Origin of the sequence: Streptomyces plumbidurans (assembly GCF_019857225.1) — a bacterium.
Taxonomy (GTDB): domain Bacteria; phylum Actinomycetota; class Actinomycetes; order Streptomycetales; family Streptomycetaceae; genus Streptomyces; species Streptomyces plumbidurans.
The window spans coordinates 1-15,954 of record NZ_JAFJSY010000062.1; the positions used below are offsets into that span (position 1 = coordinate 1).

The window sequence follows — 15,954 nt, forward strand, 5'->3', positions numbered from 1 at the left end:
TGGCCCGGGAACTACCGATGGCGGAGTTCCCGGGTGGCCTGCGGCTCCCTCGCCGCCGGTCCTACCGCCGCTGGTCGCATCGCCGCCGGTCCCACCGCCACTGGTCGCATCGCCGCCGGTCGCACCCCCGTCGGCTTCCTCGCCGCCGGTCTCACCGCCGCTGGTCGCGTGGCCGCCGGTCCTACCGCCGTCGGCCCCACCGCCGCCAGCCCCACCCCCGCTGGTCGCACCGCCGCCAGTCTCATCGCGGCGCGTCCACCGGCGGCTGCGGCATGTCCGGACGCTCGCCGACACCACGTCTGCGGCGCACAGCCCGGCTGACGACCCCGACAGCTCCGGCCAGGCACAGCCCGCCCGTCACGAGGGGGATCACCGCGAACCACGGCGTCTCCCACAGCCCGCCCGCGTCCCCGGCGAAGACGACACCCGCCAGTGCGAGGAAGAGACCGGCCACCAGCTTCCCGGGCCTGAACTCATGACGCAGCACGGCTCACCTCCGCCTGTCCGACGCCGACCTGGAGATCGAGGTCGAGCGTGCCGGTGTTCTTGCCGCCCTTGACCGGCGGCAGGGTCACCTCCTTGTGCTTGCCTGGCGCCACGTCCACGTCCCTCTGCTCGTCTCCCGGCAGCTGGATGTCGCCCACCCCCACGTCGATGTTGAGCTTCACGGTCGCGTCCTTCGGCACGATCACCTTCAGCCGGCCCGCGCCGACCTCGGCGTCCGCGCTCACCGTCTGTCCCTTCGCCACACGCAGCCGGCTCAGGTCCAGGGTGCCGACGCCACTGCCGAGTTCGTACTTCGGCTGTATGTCCGCGACCGCGGCCGGCTGCCAGGTCGTGCGTATCCAGTGGGTGTTGATGTCCTTGGGCAGCGCGGCCGACGCGGCGAGCAGGGCCGCCGTGACGATGGCCATGAAGACCGAGCCCGCGCCCGTACGCCCCAGGAACGCGCTGAACGCGATGCCCAGGCCGAAGACGATGAGCGCCGCGGCGAATCCGGCCTGCAGGCTGGTGCCCAGCGCATGGTCCTCCCAGGTCTGGCCGGTGGTGAGGCCGCCCGCGAGCAGGGCGAGCAGGAAGACCCAGCCGCCGATCCAGCGGGGGCCGCGCGGTCGCGGCGCCACCGGGGGGCGCGCGGACCGTTGGCCGGCGCGGTCGGTCCAGGAGCGGCCGAGGCTGATGTTGATCGCGGCGGCGAGGTCCCGGTCGCGGGAGTCCCCGGGGCCCCACAGATAGCCCGTACCGCCGTCGTGCGTCCCGTCCTTGACGATGGGGTCGCGCCACCAGGAGGAGAAGGCGGCGGGGGCCGGGGGTGCCTGCGCCTCCGGCGGGGCGTCGGCGGCGGCCTGGGCGGCCAGCGGGTCGGGGTCGGGGGCTCCGCGCTGCCGCGACCAGTACCCCGCGCCCGCGAGAAGCAGCGAGACGACCACGGCGAAGGCCAGCACCCCGCCGTTCTTCAGCATGGTGAGGAACACCCCGCAGCCGACCAGCGCGAACAGCACGGCGGTCAGCGCCTGTCCGTCGACGCGGCCGGTGAGCAGCTTGCGGACCTCGTTCTCCTCCTCGTCGTCGTAGGGCACGAGGAGCCAGGCGAAGCCGTAGAAGATCAGGCCGATGCCGCCGGTCGCGGAGAGCACCACGAGCGTGATCCGGAAGATCACCGGGTCCATGTCGCACTGCCGCCCGAGCCCGGCGCACACGCCGGCGAGCGTCTTGTACCGCCGGTCGCGACGGAACCTGCCGGGGCCCTTGCCGACCTCGATGGGCTCGGCGGCCCCCGGGCTCCCCTCTTCTCCCGCGCCCGCGTTCGCGCCCGCGCTCGCACCGGACCCCGGCCCGGCGGGCGGTACGTCCGCGGCGGGCGCGGCATCCTGCGGCCCGGCACCCGCGACGGGGTGCGGGCCGGAGCCGGGTCCCGGACCCGTCGCGGCGCGCTCGTGATCTGTCATGCGTCCATGGTGACGGCCCGACGGCCCCGACGGGAGTCGGTACGACCCTGGCCGGACCCTGATATCGCCCCTGAGCCGGGGCTGGGGGGATGTTCGAAGGGATGGGTGTCTGAAGATCAGGGGAGTATCCGGGGTCGACCCTGATGCTCGTGTCCTTGGGCCGTGTGAGTATCGATGGCATGCCGGAAGCCGCTGCAGCGCCACTTGTCGAACCGCGGCCGCCGCGCAAGCTCTACCGCAGCAGCGACGGACGCTGGCTCGGGGGCGTCGCGCGGGGGCTCGCCGGGCATCTCGGGCTGCCTGTCATCTGGGTGCGGCTGGTGTTCGTCGGCCTGTTCATGGCGGACGGCCTCGGCGCGCTGCTGTACGCCGCCTTCTGGTTCTTCGTGCCGCTCGGCGTGGGCGGCGTCGGCGGCCAGAAGCCCCCCTCGCTGGTCAGCACCGAGACCTCGCCGGACGGCCGCCGCAGACTGGTCGCCCGCAAACCCGACCGGGGCCAGATCGTGGCCCTGCTGCTCATGGTCGCCGTGGCCATGGTCTTCGTCGGCAACGTGAATCTCAGCGGCGGCGCCAAGGCCTACCTCTGGCCCACCGTCCTCGTCGGCGCCGGCGTAGCCCTGGTCTGGCGACAGGCGGACAACGCCCGCCGGGCCCGCTGGGTCGAGGTCGGCAGCCGGCGGCGCACGCTCAGTCTGCTGCGCGCGGCCGGAGGCGTCCTCCTCGTCACCGCCGGCGTCTCCGGCATCTTCGTGCTGCAGGGCTCCGCCGCCCACCTCGGCTCCGTCCTGCAGGCGGCCCTCGCGGTCCTTGTCGGGATAACGCTCCTCGCGGGGCCGTACCTCGTCCGTATGACCCAGGACCTCTCCGAGGAGCGCCTGATGCGCATCCGCGCGCAGGAGCGCGCCGAGGTCGCCGCCCATGTCCACGACTCCGTCCTGCACACCCTGACCCTGATCCAGCGCAACGCGGAGAACGCGAGCGAGGTGCGCCGCCTCGCCCGCGCCCAGGAGCGCGATCTGCGCACCTGGCTCTACAAACCGGAGGGCACCGGCAAGGACGAGGCCGACGAACCCACCACGCTCGCCGACGCGGTGCGGCGCAACGCCGCGGAGGTGGAGGACAAGCACGGCGTCCCGATCGAGGTCGTCATCGTCGGCGACTGCCCGCTCGACGAGAGAATCGGCGCACAGATGCAGGCCGCGCGCGAGGCGATGGTGAACGCCGCCAAGTACGGTGGCGAGGGCGGCGCGGTGCAGGTCTACGCCGAAGCAGAGGGGAAGACGGTCTTCGTGTCGGTCCGGGACCGCGGCCCCGGCTTCGACCTCGACTCGATACCCGCCGACCGCATGGGCGTCAGAGAATCGATCATCGGCCGCATGGAGCGTCACGGCGGCACGGCGCGGCTGCGCGCGGTGCCCGACGGCGGCACGGAGGTCGAGCTGGAGATGGAGAGGGCGGAGAAGACGTGATGAGCGACCCGACCGAGGCGAACGAGCCTGCCGAGCCGACCGGCGCAAGCACGGGCGAGCGCCATGTGCGCGTGGTCCTCGTCGACGACCACCGCATGTTCCGTACGGGCGTGCAGGCCGAGATCGGCCGGACCGACGAGACCGGTGTGCAGGTCGTCGGCGAGGCCGCCGACGTCGACCAGGCGGTCACGGTCATCACCGCGACCCGCCCCGAGGTGGTCCTCCTCGACGTCCACCTCCCGGGCGGCGGCGGGGTCGAAGTCCTGCGCCGCTGCGCTGCGTTGATGGCGGATGCCGAGGAGCCCGTGCGGTTCCTCGCCCTGTCCGTGTCGGACGCGGCGGAGGACGTGATCGGTGTGATCCGGGGCGGCGCCCGCGGCTATGTCACCAAGACGATCACCGGCACGGACCTGGTCAACTCCATCTTCCGCGTCCAGGAGGGCGACGCCGTCTTCTCCCCGCGGCTGGCCGGCTTCGTCCTGGACGCCTTCGCCTCCACCGACGCCCCGCCGGTCGACGAGGACCTGGACCGCCTCACCCAGCGCGAGCGCGAGGTGCTGCGGCTCATCGCCCGCGGATACGCGTACAAGGAGATCGCCAAGCAGCTCTTCATCTCCGTGAAGACGGTCGAGTCCCATGTCTCGGCGGTCCTGCGGAAGTTGCAGCTGTCGAACCGCCACGAGCTGACCCGGTGGGCGACGGCGCGCCGCCTGGTCTGAAGGCCGGACCACCGGAGTCCGCCACCCGGGTCACGCCACCCGCGTAGCCCCCGCGAACGGCATCTCGTCGATCGGTGCGATCCGCACCGGTGCCGAGGGGTTCGGGGCGTGGATCATTTGGCCGTTGCCGATGTAGAGGCCGACGTGGCTGATGCCGGAGTAGAAGAACACCAGGTCGCCCGGGGCGAGTTCGGAGCGGGAGACGCGGCGTCCGGCGTCGATCTGGGCGTAGGTGGTGCGGGGCAGTGAGATGCCCGCGGAGCGGTACGCGGCCTGGATCAGGCCCGAGCAGTCGAAGGCGTTGGGGCCGGTCGCACCCCACACATAGGGGCTGCCGAGCTTGCTGTACGCGTACGAGACGGCGGCAGCGGCGCGGGAGTTGGGTGCGTCCGTGGTGGCGGAACCGGGGGATGCCAGGCCGTCCCGGCCGCTCGTGCCGGACCGTGAGGCGCGAGCCGCACCGCCCCCGGCGCCGATCCGCGCGCGTTCCTCGGCCGGCAGCCCGGACAGCAGCCGCCGCGCCGCGTCCAGCTTCCCGGTGATCGTCTTCTTCTCCCGCTTCAGTTCCGCCTGCCGCGCCTTGAGCGAGGCCAGCTCGACGCGCGCGGCACCGCGCAACTGCTCGATCTCCCGCAGTTGCTTGCGTACGCCCGCGACGGCCTCCGCCTGCCGGTTGCCCGCCCGGTCGGCGAACTCGGCGCCCTCCAGATAGCGGTCGGGGTCGTCCGAGAGGGCGAGTTGCAGCGCGGGGTCCATGCCTCCGTCGCGGTACTGCGCGGCGGCCATCGAACCCAGCGCGTCCCGCGCCGAGTTGAGCCGGTCCGTCCTGCGCGCCGCCTCGTCCCGCAGCGTCGACAGCCGGTGCTCGGCGGCGTCGGCCTTCTCCTTCGCCCCGTTGTACTTCTCGGTGGCGACCTCCGCCTGCTGGTACAGCTTGTCGACCTTCGCCTTGACCTGCTGCGCCGTCAGGCCGGGGTCCGCGTTGCCGGTCCCCTCGAAGCCCGTCGCGGTGGCCGCGCCCGCCAGGGCGATGGTGAAGGCGGTGCGGGCCGTGCTCCCGCCGAGCGAACGCCGGCTGGGCTTGCGGTGCGCTGCCACGTGGACTGCACGTCCTTTCGTACGGCCGTCCCGCCCGTGTCCTGACCCGTCCGGTGGCGGCCCGCACAGGGGAGCGGGCCGCCACCGGACCTTCTCGGCGGTGGTGTCCGACTGCCGCCCCTGGCCCGGGCGGCGGTGGGGAGCCGGTCACCTGGTGCAGGACGCTAAACCTGTCCGTGTCGGCACGGTCACACGATGTGCGGAAGTGCCACGGGCGGATCGCCGGGTGACCGTATCCGACCGTGATCCACGGCCCGCGCCGTCGACTTCACGCAGAGCGCTGACCGATGTGCCGGTTCGGCGCCACCGGTTCCGGACGGGCTGCTATGGAGCGCATATATGCACCATCCGTGAACGAAGGACAGGGCGGTGTCGGACGCCGTGCACCCCTCTGTCTAAGCTCCGGGCCCATGGACGTACTCATCCATCTCTTCGTCGCCCTGCACATCATCGGCATCGCCGCGCTGCTCGGCGGTTTCCTCACCCAGATGAAGGCGATGGGGCAGGGCACGGCCCGCTTCGTCCCCGGCATGCTGCACGGGGCACTGACGATGCTGGTCACCGGCGCGGTCCTGGTCGGCCTCAACCAGGCCGACGACCATCACGTCGACACCGTCAAGATCGGCATCAAGCTGGCCCTGCTGGTCGTGATCCTCGGTCTTGTCTATGTGAAGCGGGACGACGAGAAGGTGGACAGGAACCTGTTCGGGCTGGTGGGCCTGCTCACCACGGTGAACATCTTCATCGCGGTGCTGTGGACCTGATCCCCGCGCGCATGTCCGCGACCGCCCCTACGGCGACGGCCACCCACGCGGCCACCGCGATCCACAGCAGCACCTGCCCGGGCCCCTTGAGCCACGGAACGTCGAGGGCGGCGGCGACGGACAGCACGGCAGTCGCCGTCATCCCCAGCGGAAACACGGTCGCCCACCGCCGCGCGTCGTAGCGCAGCCGCGGACGGGCCACCTCGGCCACGAGCAGGACGGCGTACCAGGCCAGGTCGAGCACGAGCAACGCTGCCGTGACGGCGCGCAGCACGCCGCGGTCGTCGTCGTTCCACAGATACAGACGCGCGCTGTCGGCGGCGACGAGCTTCGATCCGGCAAGCGCCGAGATGGCGAGCGCGCCGCCCGCCACCCAGTGGTCCCCGTTCCCCTCCAGCACCTGGCGCACCTCGAAGCGGGACAGGGCGAAGCCGTAGAGGACCAGGCCCAGCCAGAACAGCACGAGTGCGGCGTGGGCGAGCCACTGTGTCGTTTCGGCCGCGGCGAGCGTGGCGCCGAGCACCGCGAGCCCCTGCGTGGCCACGCAGCACAGGAAGACCGACCCCGGCATACGACGCCGCCAGTGCCGTACGGCCGTGACGAGCAGCCCGGGCCACAGCACGGCCGCGAGTGCCAGCAGAACCGCGGCCAGGGTCTGCCACCCCAGGGCGGAGAACCGGGTCCCGAGCACGGCGGTCGCGGCGACGGCGGCGACCGACGCCGGGGTCCCGGCGTCCGCCCGCCACCTCTCGCGCTCCCGCACCAGACGGACGAAGAAGTCCGCCGCCAGCCCCACCCAGACCAGGGAGGCCGGCACCAGGATGATGCGCGACAGCACCTCGTGCGCGGTCAGATGCAGCCCGATCGACACGATGCCGGTCGCCATCACGGCGGCCGCGGCCGACGGGGGACGCTGCGCCCACCAGACGCGGAAGGAACTCGGGGCGGACATGGGGCCGATGCTAAGGAGCGAGAGGGGTGCTGCGGCAGGGGCACGCGCGCGTGCGTGCGCAAATGCCCCCGCGTGCGTCAGGCCGGCCGCACCACACTGTGGATGATCGACGAACCCGCGTAGTAGACGGACTCCTCGCGGACGTAGGCGCCGGGCTTGGGGGCGTGGATCATCATGCCGTTGCCGATGTAGATGCCGACGTGACTGATGTCGTCGTAGAAGAAGATCAGATCGCCCGGGCGGGCGTCGGCGAGGGAGACCGTGGTGCCGGCGTTGACCTGGTCGTAGGTGGTGCGGGGGAGGCTGACACCGGCGGCCTTCCAGGCGGCCTGGGTGAGGCCGGAGCAGTCGTAGGAGCCGGGGCCTGTGGCGCCCCAGACGTACGGCTTGCCGACCTGCGCGCGGGCGAAGGCGAGCACCTTCGCGGCCTTGGCGTCGTACGAGGAGCCGGTGGAGGCGGAGCTGCCCGAGTTTGAGGAGGAGCCGCTCTTGGCCCCTGCCTCCTCCTTCGGCTTCTGCTCGGCCGCCGCCTGCTGCTTGGCGAGCTCGGCGGCCTTGCGGGCGGCCTCCTGCTCCTTCTTCTTCTGGATCGCCGCGAGCCGCGCCTTCTGCTCGGCGTTCAGCTTCGACAGCAGCTCACGTGCGTCGGAGAGCTTCTTCTGGACGGTGGACTTGGCCGTCTGCAGGTCGCTCTGCGTCTCGGTGAGCGTGTGGAGGTTCCTGGAGGCCTCCTGGCGCTTCTTCATCGTCGCGGACTGCTCGGTGAAGTAGTCGTCGACCGCGCTCTTCTGACGGGAGGTCATCCGGCCCATCAGCTGCGTCTGGTCGAAGTAGTCCTGGGGTGAGTCCGCGAGCAGGAACGTCGCCGTGTCGGGGGCGGCGGCGCCGGTGCGGTACTGGGCCGCGGCGAAGGTGCCGAGCCGCTCCCGCTCCTCGTTGAGCTTCTGGGTGCGCTTGGCGACGTCGTCGAGGAGGGTGTCCACCTGCTTGCGCTGCTTGGTGGTCTTCTCCTTGGCCGCGTTGTACTTCTCGGTGGCCGACTCCGCCTGGCGGTAGAGGTCGTCGACCTTCTTCTCGACTTCCTCGAGGCTCGGCCTGCCGTCGGCCGCGGGGGCGGCCTGGGCCGACTGGGACAGCAGGGCCACGGAGGTGAGGGCGGCCGTGGCGAGCGCGGGGGTGCGTATGCCTGCCACACGCGTACCCGTGGGACGCGACTTGCGGTGCGACGCCAAAGGAGGCGACTCCTTCCATGTTCCGCCTACCGGGTTAGCTGTCGGGTTCGGGCGGGTGGTTCGGAAGGGTTGCCCTACGGCCGTGTCCCGCAGGGGGATGTGGGCCGATTCACCCCAGGTCGGTGTGGGTCCCCGGCTCCGGAAGCGCGGGCGCTCCGGACTCGGCGGAGGCCGCGCGGCCCGGCGGGGTTCGCCGGTGGGGGTCGTACGGCCTGCCCGGCACGGTAGCCAACTCGTGTGGCCCCTGTGAAGGTTGATGTTCGATATGCCCGATACATTTTCGTGACCTTCGGTCAGGGTGCCCTCCTTGATCACCTGGTGTGGCAGGGCGGTCACGGATGGCGATTCCATGGATGTTCTCGGGGTGGCGGCGGGGTGTCAGTGGAGCGCCCTAGACTCGGAAGGCGATGAGCAGCCTCTTTGACGACAGCTTCCTGGCGGACCTCAAGGCACCCCGTGGCCATGACGAGGAGCCCCCGCCGCCGCCCGAGGACGATCACGTACCGGAGCCGGTTCCGGACGATCTGTTCGGTGGGAAGTTCGACGTGCCCCCGGACCGGGACACCCACTACCGCGACGGTGCCCCGCGCCCGGTGATCGACCCGGCCGCCCTGCTGGACGGGCTGAACGAGAACCAGCGCGCGGCCGTCGTCCACTCCGGCAGCCCCCTGCTCATCGTGGCCGGCGCCGGCTCCGGCAAGACCCGCGTCCTCACGCACCGCATCGCGCACCTGCTCGCCGAGCGGAGCGTCCACCCGGGCCAGATCCTCGCGATCACCTTCACCAACAAGGCCGCGGGAGAGATGAAGGAGCGCGTCGAGCAGCTCGTCGGCCCGCGCGCCAACGCGATGTGGGTGATGACCTTCCACAGCGCGTGCGTACGCATCCTGCGCCGCGAGTCCAAGAAGCTCGGCTTCACGTCGTCGTTCTCGATCTACGACGCCGCCGACTCCAAGCGCCTGATGGCCCTGGTCTGCCGTGACCTGGACCTCGACCCCAAGCGCTACCCGCCGAAGTCCTTCAGCGCCAAGATCAGCAACCTGAAGAACGAGCTGATCGACGAGGAGGACTTCGCCGCGCAGGCCACCGACGGCTTCGAGAAGACCCTCGCCCAGGCCTACGCCATGTACCAGTCGCGGCTGCGCGAGGCGAACGCCCTCGACTTCGACGACCTGATCATGACGACGGTCAATCTGCTGCGCGCCTTCCCGGACGTCGCCGAGCACTACCGCCGCCGCTTCCGGCACGTCCTGGTCGACGAGTACCAGGACACCAACCACGCCCAGTACGCACTCGTACGAGAACTGGTCGGCACCGCGCAGCACGACGAGGACGTACCGCCCAGCGAGCACGACCTCCCGCCCGCCGAGCTGTGCGTCGTCGGTGACGCGGACCAGTCGATCTACGCCTTCCGCGGCGCGACGATCCGCAACATCCTCCAGTTCGAGGAGGACTACCCGGACGCGACGACGATCCTGCTGGAGCAGAACTACCGCTCCACGCAGACCATCCTCACCGCCGCCAACGCGGTCATCGAGCGCAACGAGTCCCGCCGCCCCAAGAACCTGTGGACCAACGCGGGCGCGGGCGCGCGCATCACCGGCTATGTCGCCGACACCGAGCACGACGAGGCCCAGTTCGTCGCCGACGAGATAGACCGCCTCACGGACGCGGGCGACGCCAAGGCCGGCGACGTCGCGGTCTTCTACCGCACCAACGCACAGTCCCGTGTCTTCGAAGAGGTCTTCATCCGCGTCGGCCTGCCCTACAAGGTCGTCGGCGGCGTCCGCTTCTACGAGCGCAAGGAGGTCCGGGACGTCCTGGCCTACCTGCGCGTGCTGGCCAACCCCGAGGACTCGGTCCCGCTGCGCCGGATCCTGAACGTCCCCAAGCGCGGCATCGGCGAGCGCGCCGAGGCGATGATCGACGCCCTCGCCCAGCGGGAGAAGATCAGCTTCCCGCAGGCGCTGCGCCGCGTCGACGAGGCGTACGGCATGGCCGCGCGCTCCGCCAACGCCGTAAGGAAGTTCAACACGCTGATGGAGGACCTCCGTACGATCGTCGAGTCCGGCGCAGGACCGGCGACGGTCCTGGAGGCGATCCTCGAACGGACCGGTTATCTTGCCGAGTTGCAGGCCTCCACCGACCCGCAGGACGAGACCCGCATCGAGAACCTCCAGGAACTCGCCGCTGTGGCTCTGGAGTTCGAGCAGGAGTCCGGCGAGGGCGAGGAGCCCGCGGGGCTCGCCGACTTCCTGGAGCGGGTCGCGCTGGTCGCCGACTCCGACCAGATCCCGGACGAGGAGGAGGACGGCTCCGGCGTCATCACCCTGATGACCCTGCACACCGCCAAGGGCCTGGAGTTCCCGGTCGTCTTCCTGACCGGCATGGAGGACGGCGTCTTCCCGCACATGCGCGCCCTCGGCCAGACCAAGGAGCTGGAGGAGGAGCGGCGGCTCGCCTACGTCGGCATCACGCGCGCGCGTGAACGGCTGTATCTGACGCGGTCGTCGCTGCGCAGCGCCTGGGGCCAGCCCTCGTACAACCCGCCCTCCCGCTTCCTGGAGGAGATCCCCGCCCAGCACGTCGACTGGAAGCGCAAGGGCGCCACGGCACCCGTCCCGTCCGGCCCGGCGTCCGGTGTGGCCGCCTCGCTGTCGTCCTCCCGCTCGCGCTCCTCGGCGTCGGGCGCGTCCGGGTTCGCCACCAGCCGCGCCTCCGACAAGCCGGTGGTCTCGCTGGCCGTCGGCGACCGGGTCACCCACGACCAGTTCGGGCTCGGCACGGTCGTCGCGGTGAAGGGCACGGGCGGCAACGCGGAGGCGACGATCGACTTCGGCGACGACAAGCCGAAGCGGCTGCTGCTGCGGTACGCGCCGGTGGAGAAGCTGTAGGCCCTTGTCCTCGTACGTGAGCCCCCGCTCAACGGCGGGGGCCCGCAAGGAAGTTCGGACCGTCTACGTCGGGTCGAGCCCGTGGCTGCGCAGCCACGGCAGGGGATCGATCGCCGAGCCGCCGCCCGGCCTGACCTCGAAGTGCAGATGCGGGCCGGTGGAATTGCCCGAGTTCCCGGAGAACGCGATCGGCGTGCCGGCCTTCACCGCCGTGCCGGAGGCGACCTGGTACCGGGAGAGGTGGCAGTACCACGTCTCCGTGCCGTCCTTGGCGGTCACGATCATCATGTTCCCGTACGCGCTGTTCCACTGCGTACGGGCGACACCGTCGGTCGCGGCCATCACCGTCGTGCCGTACGAGACCGGGAAGTCGATGCCGGTGTGCACCGACATCCAGTTGACGCCCGCCTGACCGAAGTAGGCGCTGAGCCCCTTCTGGGTGACCGGAAGCACGAACTTGGGGCGCAGCCGCTCCTTGCGCGCCGCCTCCTCCGCCGCCTTCTTCTTCTCGGCCGCCTGCTGGGCCTTGAGGTCGATGCGCTCCTGCGTACGGCTGGCCCGGTCGGCGAAGTCGTCGGCGCCCGCGGACAGGCTCTGCAGCTGGGAGTCCAGCTTGTTGTTGGCCGCGGACGGCTTCACGGCGTGCGCGTCGGACGCGGTCGTCGAGGAGTCCTTGTCGTCGCTGAAGGTGCCCACGGACGCGGCGGCGATACCGGCCACGCCCATCACACAGGCCGAGGGCACGGCGATGGTCAGCAGCGCGGACCGCCGGGCGGGCGCACGGCGACGGGAACGGGAGGCGGCACGGGCGGCGGTGCGCGACGCCGACGGCACGACCTCTTCCTGGTCCTCCAACAGCGGCGCCACGGAGGGGAGTTCACCCGTGGAGGCCAACTCGCCCTCGCCCGGGGCGTGTTGCTCGTACGGGTCCTCGGAGCGTTCGGCGTACGCGTCGTCACCGTGCTCCGCGTACGGCTCCGGCTCGATCTGCTCGAAGACGGCGGTCCCGTGCTGATCGAACGGTTCGCCACCTTGCAACTCGGCGCCCTGGAACTCGGCCCCCTGGAACTCGCCATTCTCGAACTGGCCGCTGTGCTGCCCGCCGTCGGAGTTCCACTGCGTGGCGTCGTAGGCCCCGGTGTCGAAGGTCTGCGTGCCCCATTCCCACTGCTGGGTGGGGTCGGCGGGCGCGCCGGCCTGATCGGGCTGGAGCCAGGCGCTCGCGTCCCACTGACCGGAGTGGTCGGGGCCGGTGGCCTGGTGCGGGATGAGGGGGAGCGGCTGCTGGCCGGACCAGGCGGTCGTGTCGTACGCACCGGTGCCGTACGCGCCGTTGTCGTAGACCCCGGTGCCGTAGCCGGGGTGGTGCGGGGTCGCGTATGCGTCGTAGCCCGCCGTCCGGTGCTGTCCCGTGTCCCACTGCGACGCGTCGTACGAGGCGGTGCCCTCGCCCGGGAGACTGCCGAAGAGAGGGTCGGCGTCGAAGGTCGCGGTGGGGTGGGCGCCGGTCGCAAAACCGTTGGCGTCGTAGCTGCCGTACGTGGTGAAGTCGCCGTACTGGGCTTCCTGCGTGCCGTACGGCGCGAAGGGCGCCGAGGCGTCGTGGGAAGCCGGAGCCGGGGTGGTCATGGTCCCCGACGGGTGACGGTCGTTCACCAACTTCTCTTTCGCCTCGACAACAGGGGCTGCCAGAGCAGTGCGGCGACTGTACCCGGCAGTACGCGGGCGCGACAATCTTCAACTGGTTTCGGGCGCGCAGGAAACGGGCATTCGGCCGTGTTTCGGGGGACCGCAGGCGTGAGCTTGGTCTGGTGTTCGAGCTATGTTCGATCCCGAAGTGGCTGTGGGGCGGCTGTCACACCACTGTCACGCCACTGTCAGGCCGCCGGAGCGGACGTCGGCTGCGGCTTCGGTGGTGTCGGCGTCGAGGGCCTGGCGTATCCCGGTCGCGACGGCGGGGTGCACGGGCAGGGCCAGATGCCCGATCCCGCTCACCCGTACGTTCTGCACCATCAGGTCCGGGTGATCGACACAGGCGGTCTCCAGCGGGTCCATCAGATGGTCGAGGTCGCTCCAGAAGCTCACGAAGTGCGTACGGCAGCCCGGCGCGGGCCGGGTCAGCTCGTCGAGCAGCTCCGAGCCGGGGCGCATCTGGCGCACGATCGGGTGGGCGTTCGCCAGCGGCACCACCCGGGTGCCGGAGTGCGGGGTGCCGAGGGTGACCAGGGTGCCGACACGGATGTCACCACCGAGCCGCTGCACGTAGTACCGCGCGATCAGCCCGCCGAGGCTGTGCCCGACGATGTCGACGCGCGCGCTGCCCGTGCGCTCGCAGATCTCCTCTATGTGCCGGCCGAGCAGCTCGGCCGCGGTGCGGATGTCGCAGGTCAGCGGCGAGTAGTTGAGCGACTCCACCTGCTGCCTGCCGTGCTGGGCCAGGCTGCGGCGCAGCAGCACGAACACCGAACGGTTGTCTATGAAGCCGTGCAGGAGCACGACCGGGCGTTTCGTCTCCGTCGGCAGCTGCGCGGCCCCGTCCGGTGGAGGCAGCGGGGCCGACGGCCCTCGGCGTTCCTGGAACACGCCGGAGGGATAGAGCAGGAGGTGGCCCGCGAGGATCGCCAGATCGAGAGCGGTCGCCCTGAGCAGGGCCACGGAGAGTCCCGCCAGCCTGCCGGGAAGCAGCCGCTGACAGAGGGGAAGAAAGGGCAGTGCTGCCCTGGTGACCTTCATGGCCGACCTCCTGTCGGCACGCAGGAGGACGCCTCTGGCCCCCGTGTGCCCTCGTGGAAGCCGCGAGGAAGGCGGTCGACGGTCCCTTCGTGCCGTCGCCTACGCGCCGCACCGCTGCGGTACGTGGTCTGCGGTGCCGTGGTGCGGCGACCTCGTTGCGGCTCCTGTTGCGCCGGTTCCCGCCGGAACGGTGCGCGGTATACGTGTCCCATCGTGTGATTTCCCCCTCGGTCCACACCGCGAAACTGCCGGTTGCGCGATGACCGAGATAACGTTCGTTCACTTCCCCTGTCGGTGCGGATACGGCTGTACTGGTGGGTGGGGATGGATGCAGTCGCTTCATGGAGGCAGTGATGGGTGTGGCAGCCGGTCCGATCCGCGTGGTGGTGGCCAAGCCGGGGCTCGACGGCCACGACCGGGGCGCCAAGGTGATCGCGCGGGCGCTGCGCGACGCCGGTATGGAGGTCATCTACACCGGCCTCCACCAGACCCCCGAGCAGATCGTCGACACCGCGATCCAGGAGGACGCCGACGCGATCGGGCTGTCCATCCTCTCCGGCGCCCACAACACCCTGTTCGCCGCCGTGATCGACCTGCTCAAGGAGCGGGAGGCGGAGGACATCCTGGTCTTCGGCGGCGGGATCATCCCCGAGGCGGACATCCCACCGCTGAAGGAGAAGGGCGTCGCGGAGATCTTCACCCCGGGCGCGACGACCCAGTCGATCGTGGACTGGGTACGGGCTCACGCCGGGCAGCCTGCGGGGGCGTAGGGCGTTCGCGTGCGCTCGGCGGTACGCGGGGTCTGCTTGGCGTTGAGCGTGGGGCTCTCGGCAGTGCCTGCGGTGCGGGTGGGGTGACCGGGACGCGGGTGGCGCGGGCTTTACGCCTGCTCCAGTTCCTCCGCCATCGTCCTGCGCAACCGCAGGGTCGTGACCAGGCGCTGGAACGCCTCCGCCCAGTAGCCCCCGGCGCCGGGAGAGGCGTCCTCCGATTCGTCGGGTATCGCCAGCAGGCCGTCGAGCCGGCCGGCTTCCGAGGGGTCGAGGCAGCGCTCGGCCAGGCCCATCACTCCGCTGAAGCTCCACGGGTAGCTTCCCGCGTCCCGCGCGATGTCCAAGGCGTCGACCACGGCCCTGCCGAGCGGCTCCGACCACGGCACCGTGCACACCCCGAGCAGCTGGAACGCCTCGGACAGACCATGCGCCGCGATGAACCCGGCGACCCAGTCGGCCCGTTCGCCGGCGTCCAGGGTGGCGAGCAGCTTGGCGCGCTCCGACAGCGACACGGCGCCCGGTCCGCCCGCCTCCGGTGCCGACGGCGTACCGAGCAGGGCTCGGGACCACTCGGGATCCCGCTGCCGCACCGCGGCCCGGCACCACGCCGCGTGCAGGTCGCTGCGCCAGTCGTCCGCCACCGGCAGCGCCACGATCTCCCGGGGCGTACGCCCACCGAGCCGCGCGGACCAGGTCCCGAGCGGTGTCGCTTCCACCAACTGACCGAGCCACCACGACCGTTCACCCCGTCCCGCCGGAGGTTTGGCCACGACACCGTCGCGCTCCATGCTCGCGTCGCACTCGGGCGGCGCTTCCACCGCGATCGTGGGGGACTGGTGGGTGTGGTCGACGGCGACGCACGCCGTGGCCCTGACCGCCATCCGCGCCGCGAGCGCCGACCCCGGCAGGGCGGAGAGCAACTCGGCCGCCGTCGCCCGCACATTGCGACTGCGGTCGGACAGTGCCTGCTCCAGGAAGGGTTCGTCCTGCGGGCCGAGTCCCGTGCGCAGTGAGTCGAGGAACATCAGCCGGTCCTCGGCCCGTTCCGTCGACCAGGTCGTCGTCAGCAGTTCCCGCGCGGCGGCGGGTTCGCGGGCGCGCAGGGCGGACAGCAGCGCGACCCGCTCGGCGAACAGGCCCTCGTCCCACAGCCGCCGGGTCCGCTCGGTGTCCTCGGGGTGCGGCAGGGCGGTGCCTCCGCCCGGCGTCGCGCGCAGGGCGAACCGCCAGTCCGGGTTCAGCCGGGCGAGCCACATGGCGCGCGGTCCGGCGAACCTCAGCGCCGCGGGCCGCAGGTCCGTGCGCCCCCGGGCCGCGTCCAGGAGCGCGGGCAGGGCCTGAGGGGGCGCCGCGAAACCGCGCGCGTTCGCC

The 15,954-nt window shown here is 71.4% G+C and carries 13 protein-coding genes and 1 riboswitch; of the genes, 5 read left to right on the forward strand and 8 right to left on the reverse strand.

Annotation, left to right across the window (positions count from 1 at the left end; genetic code table 11):
• Positions 1–241: 241 nt before the first annotated feature.
• Positions 242–487: a hypothetical protein gene (locus tag JYK17_RS30400; protein WP_108013244.1), complete on the reverse strand. Its 246-nt coding sequence runs from the start codon at positions 485–487 to the stop codon at positions 242–244.
• A complete protein-coding gene (locus JYK17_RS30405) occupies positions 474–1,949 on the reverse strand; it encodes a PspC domain-containing protein (protein WP_128802722.1) in 1,476 nt (491 codons plus the stop codon). Before JYK17_RS30405 ends, JYK17_RS30400 begins: the two co-directional genes overlap by 14 nt.
• 179 nt (positions 1,950–2,128) lie before the next feature.
• Between JYK17_RS30405 and JYK17_RS30410 the strand changes: the two genes are divergently transcribed.
• Complete coding sequence (locus JYK17_RS30410; RefSeq protein ID WP_108013332.1) at positions 2,129–3,418, forward strand: ATP-binding protein; 1,290 nt, start codon at positions 2,129–2,131, stop codon at positions 3,416–3,418.
• Positions 3,418–4,137 carry a LuxR C-terminal-related transcriptional regulator gene (locus JYK17_RS30415; RefSeq protein WP_222811612.1) on the forward strand — a complete coding sequence of 240 codons (720 nt, stop codon included), beginning with the start codon at positions 3,418–3,420 and terminating at the stop codon, positions 4,135–4,137. The genes JYK17_RS30410 and JYK17_RS30415 overlap by 1 nt, the downstream gene beginning before the upstream one ends.
• A 30-nt stretch (positions 4,138–4,167) precedes the next feature.
• On the opposite strand, the gene JYK17_RS30420 is transcribed toward JYK17_RS30415, so the two are convergent.
• A complete protein-coding gene (locus JYK17_RS30420) occupies positions 4,168–5,235 on the reverse strand; it encodes a C40 family peptidase (RefSeq protein WP_108013241.1) in 1,068 nt (355 codons plus the stop codon).
• A gap of 410 nt (positions 5,236–5,645) precedes the next feature.
• Here JYK17_RS30420 and JYK17_RS30425 point away from each other — a divergent pair, with 410 nt between their 5' ends.
• Entirely contained in the window at positions 5,646–5,999 is a 354-nt protein-coding gene (locus tag JYK17_RS30425) for a hypothetical protein (RefSeq protein ID WP_222811614.1), read from the forward strand.
• Here JYK17_RS30425 and JYK17_RS30430 read toward each other — a convergent pair.
• Entirely contained in the window at positions 5,977–6,951 is a 975-nt protein-coding gene (locus JYK17_RS30430; RefSeq protein ID WP_222811615.1) for a tellurite resistance/C4-dicarboxylate transporter family protein, read from the reverse strand. The genes JYK17_RS30425 and JYK17_RS30430 overlap by 23 nt on opposite strands.
• A gap of 77 nt (positions 6,952–7,028) precedes the next feature.
• Entirely contained in the window at positions 7,029–8,183 is a 1,155-nt protein-coding gene (locus JYK17_RS30435; protein WP_222811617.1) for a C40 family peptidase, read from the reverse strand.
• Positions 8,184–8,191: 8 nt separating this feature from the next.
• Positions 8,192–8,360, reverse strand: a riboswitch (cyclic di-AMP (ydaO/yuaA leader).
• A 230-nt stretch (positions 8,361–8,590) separates the two neighbouring features.
• On the opposite strand from JYK17_RS30435, the gene pcrA reads away from it, so the two are divergent.
• On the forward strand, positions 8,591–11,077 hold the full coding sequence (gene pcrA / locus JYK17_RS30440) for a DNA helicase PcrA (protein WP_108013237.1): 2,487 nt from the start codon (positions 8,591–8,593) through the stop codon (positions 11,075–11,077).
• A 63-nt stretch (positions 11,078–11,140) separates the two neighbouring features.
• Here pcrA and JYK17_RS30445 read toward each other — a convergent pair whose 3' ends face one another.
• Positions 11,141–12,733 carry a M23 family metallopeptidase gene (locus JYK17_RS30445; protein WP_222811618.1) on the reverse strand — a complete coding sequence of 531 codons (1,593 nt, stop codon included), beginning with the start codon at positions 12,731–12,733 and terminating at the stop codon, positions 11,141–11,143.
• A gap of 210 nt (positions 12,734–12,943) precedes the next feature.
• On the reverse strand, positions 12,944–13,810 hold the full coding sequence (locus JYK17_RS30450) for an esterase/lipase family protein (RefSeq protein WP_108013235.1): 867 nt from the start codon (positions 13,808–13,810) through the stop codon (positions 12,944–12,946).
• Between the two features lie 353 nt (positions 13,811–14,163).
• On the opposite strand from JYK17_RS30450, the gene icmB reads away from it, so the two are divergent.
• Positions 14,164–14,580: a coenzyme B12-dependent isobutyryl CoA mutase small subunit gene (gene icmB, locus JYK17_RS30455; protein ID WP_016434706.1), complete on the forward strand. Its 417-nt coding sequence runs from the start codon at positions 14,164–14,166 to the stop codon at positions 14,578–14,580.
• 110 nt (positions 14,581–14,690) lie between these two features.
• Here icmB and JYK17_RS30460 read toward each other — a convergent pair.
• Positions 14,691–15,954 (reverse strand): DUF5691 domain-containing protein (locus JYK17_RS30460; RefSeq protein WP_222811620.1); only part of this gene is annotated, 1,264 nt, incomplete at its 5' end.

What these genes read in the sequence shown, in the direction of transcription:
- JYK17_RS30405 (WP_128802722.1), bottom strand. Translation starts at nt 1,949, where the DNA reads ATGACAGATCACGAGCGCGCCGCGACGGGTCCGGGACCCGGCTCCGGC.
- JYK17_RS30410 (WP_108013332.1), top strand. Translation starts at nt 2,129, where the DNA reads ATGCCGGAAGCCGCTGCAGCGCCACTTGTCGAACCGCGGCCGCCGCGC.
- JYK17_RS30415 (WP_222811612.1), top strand. Translation starts at nt 3,418, where the DNA reads ATGAGCGACCCGACCGAGGCGAACGAGCCTGCCGAGCCGACCGGCGCA.
- JYK17_RS30425 (WP_222811614.1), top strand. Translation starts at nt 5,646, where the DNA reads ATGGACGTACTCATCCATCTCTTCGTCGCCCTGCACATCATCGGCATC.
- JYK17_RS30430 (WP_222811615.1), bottom strand. Translation starts at nt 6,951, where the DNA reads ATGTCCGCCCCGAGTTCCTTCCGCGTCTGGTGGGCGCAGCGTCCCCCG.
- pcrA (WP_108013237.1), top strand. Translation starts at nt 8,591, where the DNA reads ATGAGCAGCCTCTTTGACGACAGCTTCCTGGCGGACCTCAAGGCACCC.
- JYK17_RS30450 (WP_108013235.1), bottom strand. Translation starts at nt 13,810, where the DNA reads ATGAAGGTCACCAGGGCAGCACTGCCCTTTCTTCCCCTCTGTCAGCGG.
- icmB (WP_016434706.1), top strand. Translation starts at nt 14,164, where the DNA reads ATGGGTGTGGCAGCCGGTCCGATCCGCGTGGTGGTGGCCAAGCCGGGG.